The organism is Rhizobium sp. R634, from assembly GCF_002211305.1.
In the GTDB taxonomy this organism is placed as follows: Bacteria; Pseudomonadota; Alphaproteobacteria; order Rhizobiales; family Rhizobiaceae; genus Rhizobium.
Genome location: NZ_LOKW01000014.1, coordinates 1 through 14,978, shown reverse-complemented (window position 1 = coordinate 14,978; position 14,978 = coordinate 1). Strand labels below are relative to the sequence as shown.

14 protein-coding genes and 1 pseudogene are annotated in these 14,978 nt (G+C 66.3%); 9 read left to right on the top strand and 6 right to left on the bottom strand.

The features are described 5' to 3' along the window. Positions 1 to 7: 7 nt before the first annotated feature. Both ATY77_RS17275 and ATY77_RS17270 read left to right on the top strand, forming a co-directional pair. The gene (locus ATY77_RS17275; protein ID WP_088688330.1) at positions 8 to 1,000 is read left to right on the top strand and encodes an iron ABC transporter permease; all 993 of its coding nucleotides are present in this window, start codon (positions 8 to 10) and stop codon (positions 998 to 1,000) included. Between the two features lie 7 nt (positions 1,001 to 1,007). After that, positions 1,008 to 1,799, top strand: a complete 792-nt coding sequence (locus tag ATY77_RS17270) for an ABC transporter ATP-binding protein (RefSeq protein WP_088688307.1) — start codon at positions 1,008 to 1,010, stop codon at positions 1,797 to 1,799. Here ATY77_RS17270 and ATY77_RS17265 read toward each other — a convergent pair. Then, entirely contained in the window at positions 1,796 to 2,479 is a 684-nt protein-coding gene (locus ATY77_RS17265; RefSeq protein WP_088688306.1) for a class I SAM-dependent methyltransferase, read from the bottom strand. The genes ATY77_RS17270 and ATY77_RS17265 overlap by 4 nt on opposite strands. A 158-nt stretch (positions 2,480 to 2,637) precedes the next feature. On the opposite strand from ATY77_RS17265, the gene ATY77_RS17260 reads away from it, so the two are divergent. Further along, positions 2,638 to 3,279: a helix-turn-helix domain-containing protein gene (locus ATY77_RS17260; protein WP_088688305.1), complete on the top strand. Its 642-nt coding sequence runs from the start codon at positions 2,638 to 2,640 to the stop codon at positions 3,277 to 3,279. Beyond that, positions 3,276 to 4,550 (top strand): MFS transporter, encoded by a 1,275-nt coding sequence (locus ATY77_RS17255; protein WP_088688304.1) that lies wholly within the window; start codon positions 3,276 to 3,278, stop codon positions 4,548 to 4,550. The genes ATY77_RS17260 and ATY77_RS17255 overlap by 4 nt, the downstream gene beginning before the upstream one ends. Here ATY77_RS17255 and ATY77_RS17250 read toward each other — a convergent pair. Both ATY77_RS17250 and ATY77_RS17240 read right to left on the bottom strand, forming a co-directional pair. Next, positions 4,513 to 5,418 (bottom strand): LysR family transcriptional regulator, encoded by a 906-nt coding sequence (locus tag ATY77_RS17250; protein ID WP_088688303.1) that lies wholly within the window; start codon positions 5,416 to 5,418, stop codon positions 4,513 to 4,515. The genes ATY77_RS17255 and ATY77_RS17250 overlap by 38 nt on opposite strands. 459 nt (positions 5,419 to 5,877) lie before the next feature. Continuing rightward, positions 5,878 to 6,900 carry an LLM class flavin-dependent oxidoreductase gene (locus ATY77_RS17240; protein ID WP_088688302.1) on the bottom strand — a complete coding sequence of 341 codons (1,023 nt, stop codon included), beginning with the start codon at positions 6,898 to 6,900 and terminating at the stop codon, positions 5,878 to 5,880. 272 nt (positions 6,901 to 7,172) lie between these two features. Here ATY77_RS17240 and ATY77_RS17235 point away from each other — a divergent pair, with 272 nt between their 5' ends. Beyond that, the gene (locus ATY77_RS17235) at positions 7,173 to 8,177 is read left to right on the top strand and encodes an SDR family oxidoreductase (RefSeq protein WP_088688301.1); all 1,005 of its coding nucleotides are present in this window, start codon (positions 7,173 to 7,175) and stop codon (positions 8,175 to 8,177) included. Positions 8,178 to 8,435: 258 nt separating this feature from the next. On the opposite strand, the pseudogene ATY77_RS17225 reads toward ATY77_RS17235, so the two are convergent. Both ATY77_RS17225 and ATY77_RS17220 read right to left on the bottom strand, forming a co-directional pair. Beyond that, positions 8,436 to 8,642: pseudogene (locus ATY77_RS17225) on the bottom strand (hypothetical protein); the annotation flags it as partial. Between the two features lie 20 nt (positions 8,643 to 8,662). After that, positions 8,663 to 9,460 (bottom strand): DUF899 family protein, encoded by a 798-nt coding sequence (locus ATY77_RS17220; protein WP_088688300.1) that lies wholly within the window; start codon positions 9,458 to 9,460, stop codon positions 8,663 to 8,665. A gap of 114 nt (positions 9,461 to 9,574) precedes the next feature. Between ATY77_RS17220 and ATY77_RS17215 the strand changes: the two genes are divergently transcribed. From ATY77_RS17215 to ATY77_RS17200, 4 genes are all read left to right on the top strand, one after another. Beyond that, on the top strand, positions 9,575 to 10,795 hold the full coding sequence (locus ATY77_RS17215; RefSeq protein ID WP_088688299.1) for a helix-turn-helix domain-containing protein: 1,221 nt from the start codon (positions 9,575 to 9,577) through the stop codon (positions 10,793 to 10,795). A gap of 27 nt (positions 10,796 to 10,822) precedes the next feature. Continuing rightward, entirely contained in the window at positions 10,823 to 11,452 is a 630-nt protein-coding gene (locus tag ATY77_RS17210) for a PQQ-binding-like beta-propeller repeat protein (RefSeq protein ID WP_088688298.1), read from the top strand. Positions 11,453 to 11,973: 521 nt separating this feature from the next. Continuing rightward, a complete protein-coding gene (locus ATY77_RS17205) occupies positions 11,974 to 13,671 on the top strand; it encodes an ATP-binding protein (protein WP_088688329.1) in 1,698 nt (565 codons plus the stop codon). Between the two features lie 10 nt (positions 13,672 to 13,681). Then, entirely contained in the window at positions 13,682 to 14,083 is a 402-nt protein-coding gene (locus ATY77_RS17200; protein WP_088688297.1) for a response regulator, read from the top strand. A gap of 239 nt (positions 14,084 to 14,322) precedes the next feature. On the opposite strand, the gene ATY77_RS17195 is transcribed toward ATY77_RS17200, so the two are convergent. After that, the coding region (locus ATY77_RS17195) for a transposase (protein ID WP_088688296.1) at positions 14,323 to 14,978 on the bottom strand (656 nt) is incomplete at its 5' end.

Genomic DNA, 14,978 nt, shown 5'->3' with positions numbered 1-14,978 from the left:
CTTCGGCATGGCCGCCGCACTGGCCATCCTTACGGTCCTGTCACTGGCGGCGGCGATCTTCCTCGGCGTCGCCGATATTCCGATGCGCGATGTCGCGGCCGTTTTGACCGGCGGCGGCTCGGCGGAAGCGCGGCTGATCATCCTCGATATCCGGCTGCCGCGCATCGCCACCGGGATTCTGGCCGGCATTCATTTCGCGCTGGCGGGATATCTGCTGCAGACCATCACCCGCAATCCGCTGGCCGATCCGTCGCTGATGGGCGTTTCGCAGGGGGCGACGCTGTCGGTGACGATCTTCCTGCTTTTCACCGTCTATATCTTCGAGCCCGGCTCGAACACGCTGGCCGAACTACCGGTCGCCTGGCTGCCGGCGGCGGGGCTTGCCGGCGGCCTGCTCGCCGGCGGCGTCATCTATCTCCTGGCCTTTCGCCTCGACCTCAGCGCGCTGCGCATCACGCTCTGCGGCGTCGCGGTCGGGGCGGTTCTGCATGCGGTGGCGATCGGCCTCATCGCCGGCTGGGGATCGGCCCGCATCGAGATCATCCTCGAATGGCTGTCGGGCAGCCTTTACGCCCGCAGCTGGGATCACGCGCTCTTCCTGCTGCCGTTCACCATCGCCGGGTTCGCGATGCTGCCGGTCATCTACCGGCCCTTGACGCTGCTGCAGTTCGATGCATCCGTCGCCCGCTCTTTCGGGCTCGGCTATAAGAGACAGTTCTCGCTCGTGCTGATCGTATCCTCTGCGCTTGCGGCAAGCGCGGTCGGCGCCGTCGGCCCTGTCGTTTTCATCGGTCTCGTCGTGCCGCATCTCGCCCGTTTCCTGGCGGGACGGAATTTCTTGCTGTCGCTGGTGCTGACGATCGTGCTCGGCGCCGTCATCGTCACGCTCGGCGATCTCATCGGCCGGCTGCTCGGCCAAGCCGAGGAAATCCCGATCGGTGTGGTCACGGCCGTCTGCGGCGTGCCGCTCCTGCTCGCGCTGCTGCGCAAAACCATGTGAGGCCGAAATGCCCTTGTCCTGTTCCGACCTCTCGGTGATGTACGGCCAGCGAAAGGCGCTCAGCGCCTTCAGCCTTTCGCTCGAAAGGGGCGAGATCCGGGCGCTGATCGGCCCGAACGGCTCGGGCAAGAGCACGGCGCTGCATGCGCTGGCCGGGCTGATCCGGCCGGCCGGAGGCCGGGCGTCGCTCGGCGGCGTTGCCGTCGCCTCCCTGTCGCGCCGCATGCTGGCGAAGAGGCTTGCCTTCCTGCCGCAGCAGCCGACAGCACCCGACGAAATGACCGTCGCCCAGCTCGTGCGCCAGGGCCGCTATCCGCATGTCGGCCTGTTCCGCTCCTATGACAGCCGTGACGAAGACGCGATCGAATGGGCGCTCGAAAGCACCGGCCTGTCCGGGCTCGCCGACCGCAGCCTTCGGGAACTGTCCGGCGGCGAGCGGCAAAGAGCCTGGATATCGGCCGCTCTCGCCCAGGAAGCGGAGATCCTGCTGCTCGACGAGCCGACCTCCTTCCTCGATATCGGCTATCAGGTGGAGGTGCTGGATCTCGTGCATCGGCTGAGCCGGGAAAAGGGCGTGACCGTCGTCATGGCGATCCACGACATCAACCAGGCCATCGCCGTCAGCGACCGCATCTCGCTGCTCGAAAAAGGCGAGCTAAGATTCGACGGCGCCCCGCGCGATCTTGCCGAACGCGGGCTCATCCAGGAAATCTTCCGCGTCAGGGGCCGCTTCGTCCAGGTCGCCCCCGACAGCCCGCCGCATTTCGATGTCGAGCTGATGAAACTTCAGCGAGCTTAGCGCTTCACCAGCCTGAAGACGATCTTGGTCTGGGTGTAGTAATTCAGCGCATCGGCGAAATCAGGCGTCCAGCCGTCGGCGACGAAGGGAATGAAGCCGTCATATTCGAGCTTGCGGGCGGAGACGTCGAAGCCCGCCTTTTCGAAGGCGCGGCCGTAATCGGTGATCGACCGGTCCTGGACGACGGTGTTGGTGCGGTTGGCGACGAGCTCGCGCCATTTCGGCCAGAGCGGGTTGTCCGTATGGCATCCGGTCACCGCATAATAGACGCCGCCGGACTTCAGCGCCCGCCAGATGTCGGCGGCGTGGGCGTTGATATCGGGAACGAGATAGATGACTTCGTGGCTGAGGGCGAGATCGAATTCTTCCCTCCAGCCGTCGAGCCTGCCGCCGACCTGATGCTGGATCGGCAGGTTGCCCTTCAGCGTCTCGGCCTTGGCGATCGAAGTTTCGGCGATATCGATGCCGAGCGCCTTGCGGAAGGGGCGGATCGCATAGAGGTGGCGCAGCAGGCCGCCCTGATTGCAGCCGAAATCGAGCACGCTCTTGTCCGTCAGGTCACGCTCGAGGATGAGATCGATCAGGTGGCGCCAGATGGGCGCATGTCCATCGGCCATACGATCTTCCGCATCGGGATCGATATACCACGTGCCGATGTTCTTCTGTGCGTCCTCGGTCATCCCATTGCCCCTTACATCATGCCGATCACGGGGACGGTCTTAGGATGTGGGGTCATGCTTGGCTAGATCGGAAGGCGGTTTCCAAACGTCTTTCGACGTTCGTGATTTTTTACAAAGAAATCTTTGCAAAGATATGTTTGCGATTGTATGATTGAGGCATGAAACATCCGCACCCCCAACCTGCCGCAGATGCCCGCACCGTCAGCCGGGTCGTGCCCGAGCCGACCGCGCTGAAAGCCTTGGCGCATCCCGTCCGGCTGCGCATGCTCGGCATGCTCCGGATCGATGGGCCTGCCACGGCGACGCAGCTTGCCGCGCGGCTCGGCCTGAACAGCGGCGCGACGAGCTATCATCTGCGCCAGCTCGCCCAATACGGCTTCATCGAGGAGGCGCCGCATGCCTCGCGGCGCGACCGCTGGTGGCGCGCCAGCCACGAGCTCACCTCGGTGCCGGCGAGCGAAGCCGAAGGCGAGGCGCTCGATCTCGACATCGCCTTCAACCAGGCCGCACTCTCGCTGCAGGTCGGCCAGATGCAGCAGGCGCTGGAGGAATATGCCGAGCTGCCGGCCGAGTGGCGCAAGGCGACGGCCGCCGACGACATCATCATCCCGATGACGGCTGATCAGGCCGAGGCGCTGACGAAACGGCTGAGGGATGTCATCCTGGAAGCGATGCAGGCCGCCCCGCGGCTGGGGGAGGCGGCGTCTCAGGAAGCCGGAATGGTTCCCTTCTATGTCATGCTGCACGCCTTTCCCTATCCCGGCCGCCTGCCGCATCGCGAAGGCGAGGGCGAGCCGTGAGACGGGGCGGGCCGTTCCTGGCGCTCGCCGCCGCCGAGACATTCTCGCTTTCCGGCACGCGGCTTTCGACCATCGCCATTCCCTGGCTGGTGCTGAGCACGACGAGCAGCCCCGTGCTGACGGGGCTGACGGCGATGGTGGAGATGCTGCCCTATGTCGTCGCCAAGGCGCTCGGCGGACCGCTGATCGACCGCGTCGGCGCCAAGCGCATCGCCATCATCTCAGACACCGCCTCGGTGCTCGTCGTTGCTCTGGTGCCGCTTCTCGATCTCTTCGGCCTGCTCGGCATGCCGGTGCTGCTGCCGCTCGTCTTTGCGATGGGCGTGCTGCGCGGCCCTTCCGATGCGGCCAAGCAGGCAATGGTTCCCGATATTGCGACGCTCTCCGGCGTGCCGCTCGAACGGGTGACCGGCGTCGCCAGCGCCATCGAGCGGCTGGCCTCGACGGCGGGGGCGGCCGGCACCGGCGCTTTGATCGGGCTGATCGGTCCGGGCCAGGCGCTGCTCGTCAATGCCGCCACCTTCGCCGCCGCGGCACTGATCGTTGCCGTGGGCATACCCGCGACGCGCCGCACGCCCGCGCTGGAAATTCCATCGGCCGAACGGGCTTCCTATCTCGACGATCTCCGTGAGGGCTGGCGGTTTCTGCGCGGCGATGCCGTGCTCGTCAGCATCGTCGCCATGGTGGCGGTCACCAATCTCTTCGACCAGGCCTATCATGCGGTGCTGCTGCCGGTCTGGACGCGGGATGCCGGCCATGGTCCCGAACTGCTCGGCGCGATGTTCGCCGCCTTCGCCGGCGCCTCGATCGCGGGTGCTGCGATTGCCGCGGCGATCGGCGAGCGCATGCCGCGCCTGACCGTCTATACCGTGGCCTTCCTGTTGACCGGCTTTCCGCGCTTTCTCGTTCCGGCGCTGGATGCGCCGATCGGCCTCGTCTTCGCGACGCTCGCCATCGCAGGCTTTGCCTCGGGCTTCCTCAACCCGATCCTGTCGGCGGTGATCTTCGAGCGCATCCCCAAGCCGTTGACCGGCCGCGTCACCGCATTGAACACCGCCCTCTGCTTCGCCCTCATCCCCTTCGGCGGCCTCGCCGGCGGCGCGCTGATCAGCACGCTCGGCCTTGCTGCGGCGCTGTTCCTGATGGGGATTGGCTATCTTGCGACTACGCTTGCGCCGCTGGCGCTGAAGAGTTTTCGCGGGTTTGACCGGGCCTCGCCTGAAGCATCCGGCTCTAGCTGCGGCCAAGTTCCTCAATCATCAGGTCGATGAAGCCGCTCGCGCGGGGTTCGAGCAGGCGCTTGTCGGGATAGAGCGCCACGATCCTGGCGTCGTCGGTTTCGAGGTCGGGCAGGATCTGGCGGAGGCGGCCGGCGGTAAGGTCGCCGGCGATGAGGAAGTCGGGGAGGAGGGCGATGCCGAGGCCGGCGAGAGCGGCGTCGCGGATCGCCTCGCCGTTGTCGAGCCGCAGGCGGCTGCGGCCCTGCGCCTTGACCCAGGCGCCGCCTTCGCCGCGAAAGCGCCAGCCCTGCCTTTGATTGCGGCTCGCAAAGAACAGGCAGTCATGCGCGGCGAGATCGTCGAGATCGCGCGGTTCGCCGCGCTCGGCGAGATAGGCGGGCGAGGCGCAGAGCCGCGCCCTGTCGCTGGCGATCACGCGTGAGACCAGCCGGCTGTCTGTCGCCGCCGGGATCGCGCCGATCCGGATCGCCAGGTCGAAGCCCTCCTCGACGATGTCGGCAAGGCGGTCGGTGAAGCTCACCTCGGCCTGCAGGTCTGGCCAGGCCCGAAGATATTTTTCGAGCAGCGGCAGCACGACGAGGCGGCCGAAGGCATCGGGAGCGGTGAGGCGGAGCACGCCGCGCGGCGCGCCGCTCTTGCCCGAGACACTCGCTTCGGCCTCGTCGACCGAGGCGAGGATCTGCAACCCGCGCTCGTAGAACAGCCGCCCTTCCTCGGTCAGGCTCAGGCTTCTCGTCGTGCGGTTGAGCAGGCGGGCGCCGAGCCGGTCTTCCAGGCGGATGACGGCCTTTCCCGCCGCCGAGCGCGACAGCCCCATCGCCTGCCCGCCGCCGACGAAGCTCCCGGCATCGACGACGGCCATGAAGATCAGGATGTCATTCAGGTTCGTGCGCGGCATGAGGCAACTCGAGCGGTTCGGGCTACGGCCTTAATTCGGTCGTGCTGCGGCCGATTCAAGGTTCGCACCATCAACGCCCAGCGAGGCAGGAAGGTCCCGAGGCTTGGTTTTGGGGTGGATGTGATGGGAGATGCGCTCTGTTGGGACGCCCGCGATTTAGTGGGGACAGGACAAGGAGAGAGAGCGTGTCGTGGGATGACCCCCCTCTGCCCTGCCGGGCATCTCCCCCACAAGGAGGGAGATCGGCTGGGGCACGATGGTTTCCCCAAACAACTGGTCTCACAGCCCGGCGAAACAGTCGACGGACGCGAAGTTTGCGCGACTTGCCGATCTCTCCCCTTGTGGGGGAGATGCCCGGCAGGGCAGAGGGGGGTGACACACGGCACGCCCTCTCGTCATGGCATGTAAAGGCCCGCGCCAAGCCCGCTCGTCCATCAACCCATCACAGCAACCGTAACCCTACCGCCAGCCGAGCGCCGGCGCGACGTGGGTCAGGATCGCTTCGATGACATGGGCGTTGTATTCGACGCCGAGCTGGTTGGGCACGGTGAGCAGCAGCGTGTCGGCCTCGGCGATCGCTTCGTCTTCGGCGAGCTGCTTGATCAGTCGATCCGGCTCGGCGGCGTAGCTGCGGCCGAAGATTGCCCGGGTCTTCTCGTCGATGAAGCCGATCTTGTCGCCTTCGTCGCCGCCATAGCCGAAATAGGCGCGGTCGCGTTCGTCGACGAGGGCGAAGATACTGCGGCTGACGGAAACGCGTGGCTGGCGGGCATGGCCGGCTTCCTTCCAAGCGGCGCGGTAGGCGCGGATCTGGTCGGCCTGCTGGACGTGGAAAGGCTCGCCCGTTTCGTCGTCTTTCAGCGTCGAGCTCTGCAGGTTCATGCCGAGCTTGGCCGCCCAGACGGCGGTGGCGTTGGAGCTTGCGCCCCACCAGATCCGTTCGCGCAGGCCCTCTGAATGCGGCTCCAGGCGCAGAAGGCCCGGCGGGTTCGGAAACATCGGCCGTGGGTTCGGCTTGGCAAAACCTTCGCCGCGCAGCACTTCGAGGAAGACTTCGGCGTGGCGCCGCGCCATGTCGGCATCGCTCTGGCCTTCCGGCGGGCCGTAGCCGAAATGCCGCCAGCCGTCGATCACCTGCTCGGGCGAACCGCGGCTGATGCCGAGCTGCAGCCTCCCGCCGGCGATGAGATCGGCGGCACCTGCATCCTCGGCCATATAGAGCGGGTTCTCATAGCGCATGTCGATGACGGCAGTGCCGATCTCGATCCGCTTCGTCCGCGCGCCGACGGCCGCAAGCAGCGGGAAGGGCGCTGCAAGCTGCCGGGCGAAATGGTGCACGCGAAAATAGGCCCCGTCGGCGCCGAGCTCCTCGGCCGCCACTGCAAGGTCGATCGACTGCAGCAGCGCATCGCCCGCCGAGCGCGTCTGCGATTGGGGCGAGGGCGTCCAGTGCCCGAACGAGAGAAATCCGATCTTCTTCATGCTGTGCCGCACCTTGGTTTTCGTGGCTGGGTCGAGAGGTCATGGCACAATTCCAGGCGGGAAGACAATCGGGATCGGACGGAGCGGCGGCTTCGACCGATATGACCGCTGAAGCGGGATGCGAAGCAATCTCCGTAAGCGGCCGAAAACGAGTCGTTTTCGCCCGCGCTGCGGGCACGGACGGCGATTGCCCGGGAACTCGGGTTTCGCAGATGGGTTTAATGCCTGCGTTGCCGTGGAGCTGCGTTTCCCAAGGACCGAAAGGCGGAAGAATGTCTATCAAGCTCGAAAATGCAGTCGTGGTCATTACGGGAGCGTCGAGCGGCATCGGCCAGGCCACCGCCGAGGCCTTTGCCCGGCGCGGCAGCAGGCTGGTGCTGGCGGCGCGCAACGGCGAGGCTTTGGAAAAGGTTGCCGAGACGTGCAGAGGGCTCGGGGCGGAGGCGATCTCCGTCGTGACCGACGTGACCGAGCCTGCCGCCGTCAAGGCGCTCGCCGACAAGGCTGGGGATCTCGGCGGGATCGACGTCTGGGTCAGCAATGCCGGCGTCGGCGCGGTCGGCCGGTTCGAGGAAACGCCGATCGAGGCGCATGAGCAGATCATCCGCACCAACCTGATCGGCCACATCAACGATGCCCATGCCGTGGTGCCGATCTTCCTGAAACAGGGCAGAGGTACCTTCATCAACATGATCTCGCTCGGCGGCTTTGCCGCAGCACCGTTTGCGGCGGCCTACAGCGCCAGCAAGTTCGGCCTTCGCGGTTTCTCCGAGGCGCTGAGGGCGGAGCTCGCCGACAAGCCCCGCATCCACATCTGCGACATCTACCCCGCCTTCGTCGATACGCCGGGCCTGCGGCACGGGGCGAATTTCGTCGGGCGGCAGGTTTCCGCGCCGCCGCCGGTGCTCGATGCGCGCCGCGTGGCCGAGGCGATCGTCGGCGTCGCCCGATCGCCGCGCGCCACCACCACGGTCGGCATGGTCACCACTGCGACGAGGCTCGCCCATCTGCTGGCGCCCAATCTCGCCGCCAGAACGCTCGGCCGGCTGATGGCCGCCTATTTCAAGCGGGCGCCGCGCGCCGTCGAAAGCGACGGCAATCTCTACCGGCCCTCCACGGATGCAGCCCGCATCGACGGCGGGCTGCGATCGCCGCACCGATATGCGGCGCCGCTGCTTCTCGGGCTTGTCGCCGTCGCTGTGCTGGCGCTGGGTGCTGCCGCGAGGACGCCGCCGCGCCGGCGGCCGGCTCTGGGCAACCGGCATCGGTTTTTGTAGGTGGTTGCGGGGTCTGCGGTGCTGGTTTTTTTGTGGCGAGCGCGCGGCACCCCCCTCTGCCCTGCCGGGCATCTCCCCCACAAGGAGGGAGATTGGCTGGGCGCAATGGTTTCCCCAAACAACGAGCGTGACGGTCCTGCGAAACGGTAGATGGGGGCGGAGTTTGGGCCGCTTGCCGATCTCCCCCCTTGTGGGGGAGATGCCTGGCAAGGCAGAGGGAGGTGCCATGCGGCACGTAAGCCGATTTGGCGGAAGAAATCACCGCCGGCCAACACCCCGCCCGCCCGCCAGCCTCAGCCACGGCGCCAGGTGAAAGCCGCTCATCAGCAGGTACATCGGCACCATCCCTCCGATCGGGAAGGCATCCGGGGTCGTCATGCAGATCATGTCGTGGCTGCCGGTTGCGGCCGTCAGCAAAGCCATGAGGGCGAAGGTCGGGGCGGCGGCCAGCGACAGGTAATCGGCGGCGGCGAGCGGCATCGGCCTCACTCCTTGCCGTAGCGGTCGTGGTGGCGCCACCAGATGCCGGTTTCGTTGCGGCCCTTCGGGGCGCGGTCGAGCCACTGATACATGCCCCAGAGCCCGTCCAGCCCGCGCGCATAGCTTGAATAGCTGTGGTAGACGGCGCCGTCGATCAGTTCGAAGGCGCTGACGCCGGGGCGGTCGCGGGTGTAGGTGGCGACGTCGGTGCCGGTCATCGACGCGATCTGGACGATCGGCGCTTCGCTGCCGCGCAGCTGCCATTCCTGCAGGGTGCTGCCGGGCGCCGGCTCGGGGGCGGGCGGCTCGCGGCGGTAATTGTATTCGATGCCGCCCGAGCGCTGCTCTTCGGCGCTGAACCAGACGCTGAAATCGCCGTTGAAGTCGCTGCCGGCCGAGGAGGCCCAGGGGAAGCTCCAGTCCATCCGCCGCTTGAAGGCGTCGAGCTTGGCAAGCGGCGCCCGCGAGACCGCCCAGAAGGCGACGTCATGGTTTTGCAGATGGACGAAGAAACCGTTGAAGCCATCGGCGATCGAGGAGCAGGAGGGGCAGCCGGCGCTGTAATCCGGCCCGAACATGAAGTGATAGATCAGAAGCTGCGAACGCCCGCCGAAGAGATCCTTCAGCGAGACGCTGCCGCCGTCGGTATCGAAGCGGTATTCCTTGTCGATCCTGACGCGCGGCAATTGCTGGCGCTTGGTCGCCAGCGCATCGCTCTGCCGCGTCAGTTCCTTCTCCTCCTCGAGCAGATCGAGTCTTGCCGCCAGCCACTGCTCGCGGGTTGCGTTCAGCATTGCCGTCATGGTCTTCTCCTTTGCCTGTCTCTCGTCGTAGCATCCGGCGCGGTGGCCTGAGATCGAGTGAAGATTATGGCCGGACGGGCGAATGGCGGGAGTGACAAGTGTGACGGGATTTGAATGGACTCGCTGATCACGGCCGCGGCGCGGGCGCTGGCATCGGGCGATGTGCTGGGCGCCCTGAAACGGGTGGCGCTGCGCGAGGATGCGGCGGCGCTGGCGCTGCGCGGCATCGCCATGGCGCAGCTCGGCGATCTCGTGCGCGCCAAGGCGCTGTTGAAGAGCGCCGCGCGCGCCTTCGGCCCGCGCGAGGCGGTGGCCCGCGCCCGCTGTGTGGTCGCCGAGGCCGAGATCGCGCTCGTCTCGCGCGATCTCGGCTGGCCGGTCAAGGCGCTGGATGGTGCGCGCAAGGTTCTGGAAGCGCATGGCGACCGGGTCAATTCAGCCCATGCCGGCAATATCGCCGTGCGCCGGCTGGTGCTGATCGGCCGCCTGGACGAAGCCGAGCAGGCGATGGCGGCACTCGATCCGGCGCCGTTGCCGCCGCCATTGCGGGCGGCTCACGAGCTGGTCGCGGCCGGCATCGCCATCCGGCGGCTGCGAACGGATGCGGCGCGCGCCGCACTCGACCGGGCAGGGCTTGCGGCGCGCCATGCCGATATGCCGGTGCTGACGGCGGAGGTCGAAGCCGCAGCCCGCGTGCTCGATCTTCCCGCGGCGCGGTTGGTTTCGCCCGGTGGCGAGCGCCCGCTGCTGCTTGCCGAGGTGGAGGCGCTGTTTGCATCCGGCACGCTCGTCGTCGATGCCTGCCGCCATGTCGTGCGCGCGGCCGGCGCGGTCGTGCCGCTGGCAAGCCGGCCGGTGCTTTTTGCGCTTGCCCGCGCGCTTGCCGAAGCCTGGCCGGCGGATGTGGCGCGCGGCGCGCTGATTGCGCGCGCCTTTCGCGGCAAGCATGCCGACGAATCCCACCGCGCGCGGCTGCGCGTCGAGATCGGTCGGCTGCGCGCCGAACTTGCCGGGCTGGCGGAGGTCTCGGCGACCAAGCGCGGCTTTGCGCTTTCGCCGCGCGGCGGCGGCAAGGTTGCGGTGCTGGCGCCGCTCGTGGAAGGGCCGCATGCGGCGGTGCTCGCCTTGCTCGCCGATGGCGAGGCGTGGTCGAGCTCGGCGTTGGCGATCGCACTTGGGGCGAGCCCGCGTACCGTGCAGCGGGCGCTCGACACGCTTGCCGGCGAGGGCCGGGTGCGCTCGCTCGGGCGCGGGCGGGCGCGGCGCTGGATGAGCCCGCCGCTCTCCTCATTCCCGACGATCTTGTTACTCCCCGGACCTCTGCCGAGCGACTAGTATGGTTCCATCCACAAGGAGGAAGAGATGAAGAATTCGGCTGCTCAGATCCTGCGCGAATATGGGCCTTTTCCGGATGCCGAGCGCGTCCACGGCGTCACCTTCGACGGCCGGCACGTCTGGTTCGCCTCGGGCGACAGGCTGAACGCGCTCGATCCCGACAGCGGCGAGGTGGTGCGCGTCATCGAGGTCGCCTCCCATGCCGGCACGGCCTTCGACGGCGAATTCCTCTATCAGATCGCCGAGGACCTCATCCACAAGATCGATCCGAAGAGCGGCCGGATCCTCACCACCATCCCGGCCCCCGGCAATGGCGGCGATTCCGGTCTCGCCTGGGCCGAGGGCACGCTCTGGGTCGGCCAGCATCGCGGCCGCCGGATCCACCAGATCGATCCCGAGACCGGCAAGATCCTGCGCACCATCGAATCCAACCGCGTCGTCACAGGCGTGACATGGGTCGATGGCCAGCTCTGGCACGGCACCTGGGAAGGCGACGACAGCGACGTCAGGCGCATCGATCCCGAGACCGGCGAGGTGCTGGAGCGGCTCGATATGCCCGAGGGCACCGGCGTTTCCGGCCTCGAATCCGATGGTGCCGGCTGCTTCTTCTGCGGCGGCGGCAGCAGCGGCAAGATCCGCGCGGTGCGCCGGCCGTGAGTGCTGGCGGGTGAATTATTGCATCCGGCGATCGCCGGAGCACCCGCCTCGTCCTTCGAGGCCCCTACGGGGCACCTCAGGATGAGGCTCTCGTGAGTGCGGCGGTGACTCTCTTGGATAGCGCGGCGGCATTCTCCCCGCGCGGCAACTTCCAACGGTCCCTCATGCTGAGGTGCGCAGCCCGCGAGGGCGGAGCCTCGAAGCACGCGCTCCAACGCTGCTTCTTGCTTTCTCCGGGGCAGGGCGTCCGGCTTGCCTTTAGCGATGTGCCCGTGGCCCCCTCATCCGACCCTTCGGGCCGCCGACCTGGGTCGAGCCACGGGTCTCGACCCGTCCTTCGGACCCCCGCTGGGGAGAAGAGAGTCGGCAGCCGGATGAGGGGGCTGCTCGGCGAAACGGCGAATGCAAGCACGCCGGCCATGACGAAGGATGGGCAATTTCTCTCCGAGAGCAATTCATCGTCCGTCAACTTTTGCGTGTCAATTTCTCCGGCAGCGAAAGCCGTCAAAAGGTTGCGGGGATTGAAGGTCGGGCTCACATCGCACATCACGTTCGTTCTGGTGGCGCTCACCTCTGCGGCGGCGGTGTTGCTTTGCGGCTTTGCCTGGCTTGCCTCCGTCAAGGTCGATGACATCTCGCTGCGCCGCCAGTCCGATTTCGTCGGCCAGGGGCTGGAAGAGCAGATCAACGCGCTTCCGCGCGAGCAGGAAAGCATCACCAAGTGGGACGATGCGTTCCTTTACGCCAAGCAGCGCAACCATGATTGGCTGGTCGACAATATCGGCCGGTGGACGAGCCGGTATTTCGGGCATGACCGGACCTATATTTTCGACGAGACCAACCGGCTGATGTTCGCCTTCCGCAACGGGGCCGACACCATGCCGCCGCGGCTTGGCAGCGACGATGCAAACGAGATGACCGCCCTTGCCGGGGAGATGCGCGCCGCACTCGTCGACGGGGCCGGAAAGCCCGGGGCCTTACCGATCGGCCGGCTGGCGCATGTGCGCACAGTGATGATCGGCAACCGGCCGGCGATCGCCAGCGCCCGACCCATCCTGCCGAGCTCGGCCAGGATGCAGATCGAACCGGGCCAGGAGTTCATCGCCGTCTCGGTGAAGTTCATCGAGGGCAAAGTCGCCGAGAACATCGCCCATTACGCCAGGCTCGAAGGCCTGCGCTTTACACGTTCGAAAAGTCTGGACGCGCGGGCGCAGGTGGCGGTGGCCTCGCATGACGGCGGCACGATCGGCTATCTCGTCTGGCCGCCGATCCGCCCCGGCTTCATGCTGCTGAAGCAGATCGCGCCGGCAGGCATCGGTTGCCTGGCGATATTGATCACCGCGGTGTTCTGGCTCGGACGCGGCCTGCACCGGACGTCGATGACCCTGCTCGACAGCCAGGCCGAACTGACCCATCACCGCAACCATCTGGAAGAGATGGTGGCCGACCGTACCGCCGAAATCGACAGGCAGAGGGAGGAGCTGGACCGGCTTCTCGCGCATGAGCGCCACGTCAACGCGCTGCAGCGCCAGTTCGTCGCCATGGCCTCGCACGAGTTCCGCACGCCGCTCGCCATCATCGACGCCGCCGCCCAGCGGCTCTGCCGCTCGACCGCCAATGTCAGCGGCGATTACGTGCTGGAAAAGGCCGGCGTGATCCGCAGCGCGGTCGTGCGCATGGTCGGCCTCATGGAAAGCATCCTCGCGAGCGGCAGGCTGGAAACCGGGCAGATCATCCTGAAGCCCAGCGAAGGCGATCTGAAAGCGCTGCTCGTCGAGTGCTGCGAGCGGCAGCGGCCGCTGAGCCGCGCGCATGTGTTCCATCTCGATCTCGCGCCGATCCCCGACCGCCAGACCTTCGACCGCAGCGCGATGGAGCAGGTGTTTACCAACCTGATCTCGAACGCCGTCAAATATTCGCCAAATGCGGGAGATATCCATATCCGCGCGCGAGCAGACGAAAAGACGGTGGAGATTTCGGTCGCCGACAGCGGCATCGGCATGGACGCCGAGGATCTGCCGAAACTCTTCCAGCCCTATTACCGCGCCCGCAGCGCCACCGGCATCGCCGGAACCGGCATCGGCCTCAACGTCGTCAAGCAGGTCGTCGAACTGCATGGCGGAAAGGTCGAGGTGGCGAGCGAGCTCGGCAAGGGCACCACTTTCACCATTCTCCTGCCGATAGAGCGTCTATTGCAGGATCAACATTTTGCAGCTTGAGGAATAGCTTATGGTCACCGTCCTGTGCATTGAAGATGAAGTCGAGATCCGCAACCTCCTCGTCGAGGAGCTGAACGAAGCTGGATACAGGACGCTCGAAGCCGCAAACGGCGCCGATGGCCTGGAAATGATCCTGTCGAAATGGCCCGACATCGTCATCAGCGATATCTCGATGCCGGTCATGGACGGCCACCAGCTGCTGGCGGAAATCCAGATCAACCACCCGCAATTCTCCAACATTCCCTTCATCCTGCTGACGGCGCTGACCGACCGCGAAAACACGCTCGCCGGCCTGCGCGCCGGGGCCGCGGACTATCTGACGAAGCCGCTCGATTTCGATTTGTTGCTTGCGAAGCTGGAGGGATGCGTGACGCGGCTGGAGAATGACAAGGCGGTCAATCGGTCGTTTTGATGGGTGGTGGTGAGAAGGGCGAGGGGCTGCGCGGCACTTGCCCCTCTCTTCCGCTCCAAACATTCGTGGTTTTGCCGCTGACCTCTCCTCCTTCATTCCTGTGCTCGTCACAGGAATCCAGCCACCGCGTGTCCACGCGGTGAATGAACCTATGACATCGAAGAAAGTCTTCCGCGCTCAAGGACTTGGGCGCACTGGATTCCTGTGACGAGCACAGGAATGAGCGACTATCTGGGCTGTCAAGTTGCATATTCGAATTCTCTTCGCGCATCTCGTGCTTTTGCATTGAGAATGACCAGGAGTTTTCGGGCGAGTGCGATGCGGATGACCATTTTTGGTTTGCCGGCGCTTTGCAACCTCTGCCTGAAAGCAGCCAGGTGCGGATCGTGTCTGGCCGCAGTGGCGGCAACCACGAACAGGATGCCTCGCGGTCCGGAGCGTCCACCGCGCACCGGCCGGTGTCCGCTGCGCTTGCCGCTGTCGTTGGCAATCGGCGCAAGACCGGCCAACTTGGCGATCGCCTTGTTGGAGATCCGGCCGATCTCGGGCAGTTCGGCCATCAGCCGGGCAACGGTGCGGTTGGCCACGCCCTTGACCGAGCGGAAGGCCCGGTTGAGGCAAGCCCAGAGCGGATCGTCGTCGATCATCGAGGCGATCTCGCCTTCGAGGGTGCGGCTCTGGCGGACCAGAAGCGCGATCACTTCGTTGAGGCTTGCCTCGCACTGCTGATCGCGAGCTGCACTGCGGCGCTGCCTCTGGACTGTCAGATCACGCGTGACCTGGGACAGCCGCGTCATCAGCGCCGACAGCCGCAGCTGCGCGGCTTTCGGCGGCGGAAGGGCCGACAGCCGCCTAGCTTCGGCGTAATGCGCAATCATCGCCGCATCGATGCGGT

Excerpts from the sequence above, each read along its gene's own strand:
- ATY77_RS17240 (WP_088688302.1), bottom strand. The coding sequence starts at position 6,900 with ATGAAGAAGATCGGATTTCTCTCGTTCGGGCACTGGACGCCCTCGCCC.
- ATY77_RS17270 (WP_088688307.1), top strand. The coding sequence starts at position 1,008 with ATGCCCTTGTCCTGTTCCGACCTCTCGGTGATGTACGGCCAGCGAAAG.
- ATY77_RS17220 (WP_088688300.1), bottom strand. The coding sequence starts at position 9,460 with ATGACGGCAATGCTGAACGCAACCCGCGAGCAGTGGCTGGCGGCAAGA.
- ATY77_RS17200 (WP_088688297.1), top strand. The coding sequence starts at position 13,682 with ATGGTCACCGTCCTGTGCATTGAAGATGAAGTCGAGATCCGCAACCTC.
- ATY77_RS17275 (WP_088688330.1), top strand. The coding sequence starts at position 8 with ATGGCCGCCGCACTGGCCATCCTTACGGTCCTGTCACTGGCGGCGGCG.
- ATY77_RS17210 (WP_088688298.1), top strand. The coding sequence starts at position 10,823 with ATGAAGAATTCGGCTGCTCAGATCCTGCGCGAATATGGGCCTTTTCCG.
- ATY77_RS17215 (WP_088688299.1), top strand. The coding sequence starts at position 9,575 with ATGGACTCGCTGATCACGGCCGCGGCGCGGGCGCTGGCATCGGGCGAT.
- ATY77_RS17265 (WP_088688306.1), bottom strand. The coding sequence starts at position 2,479 with ATGACCGAGGACGCACAGAAGAACATCGGCACGTGGTATATCGATCCC.
- ATY77_RS17260 (WP_088688305.1), top strand. The coding sequence starts at position 2,638 with ATGAAACATCCGCACCCCCAACCTGCCGCAGATGCCCGCACCGTCAGC.
- ATY77_RS17235 (WP_088688301.1), top strand. The coding sequence starts at position 7,173 with ATGTCTATCAAGCTCGAAAATGCAGTCGTGGTCATTACGGGAGCGTCG.
- ATY77_RS17250 (WP_088688303.1), bottom strand. The coding sequence starts at position 5,418 with ATGCCGCGCACGAACCTGAATGACATCCTGATCTTCATGGCCGTCGTC.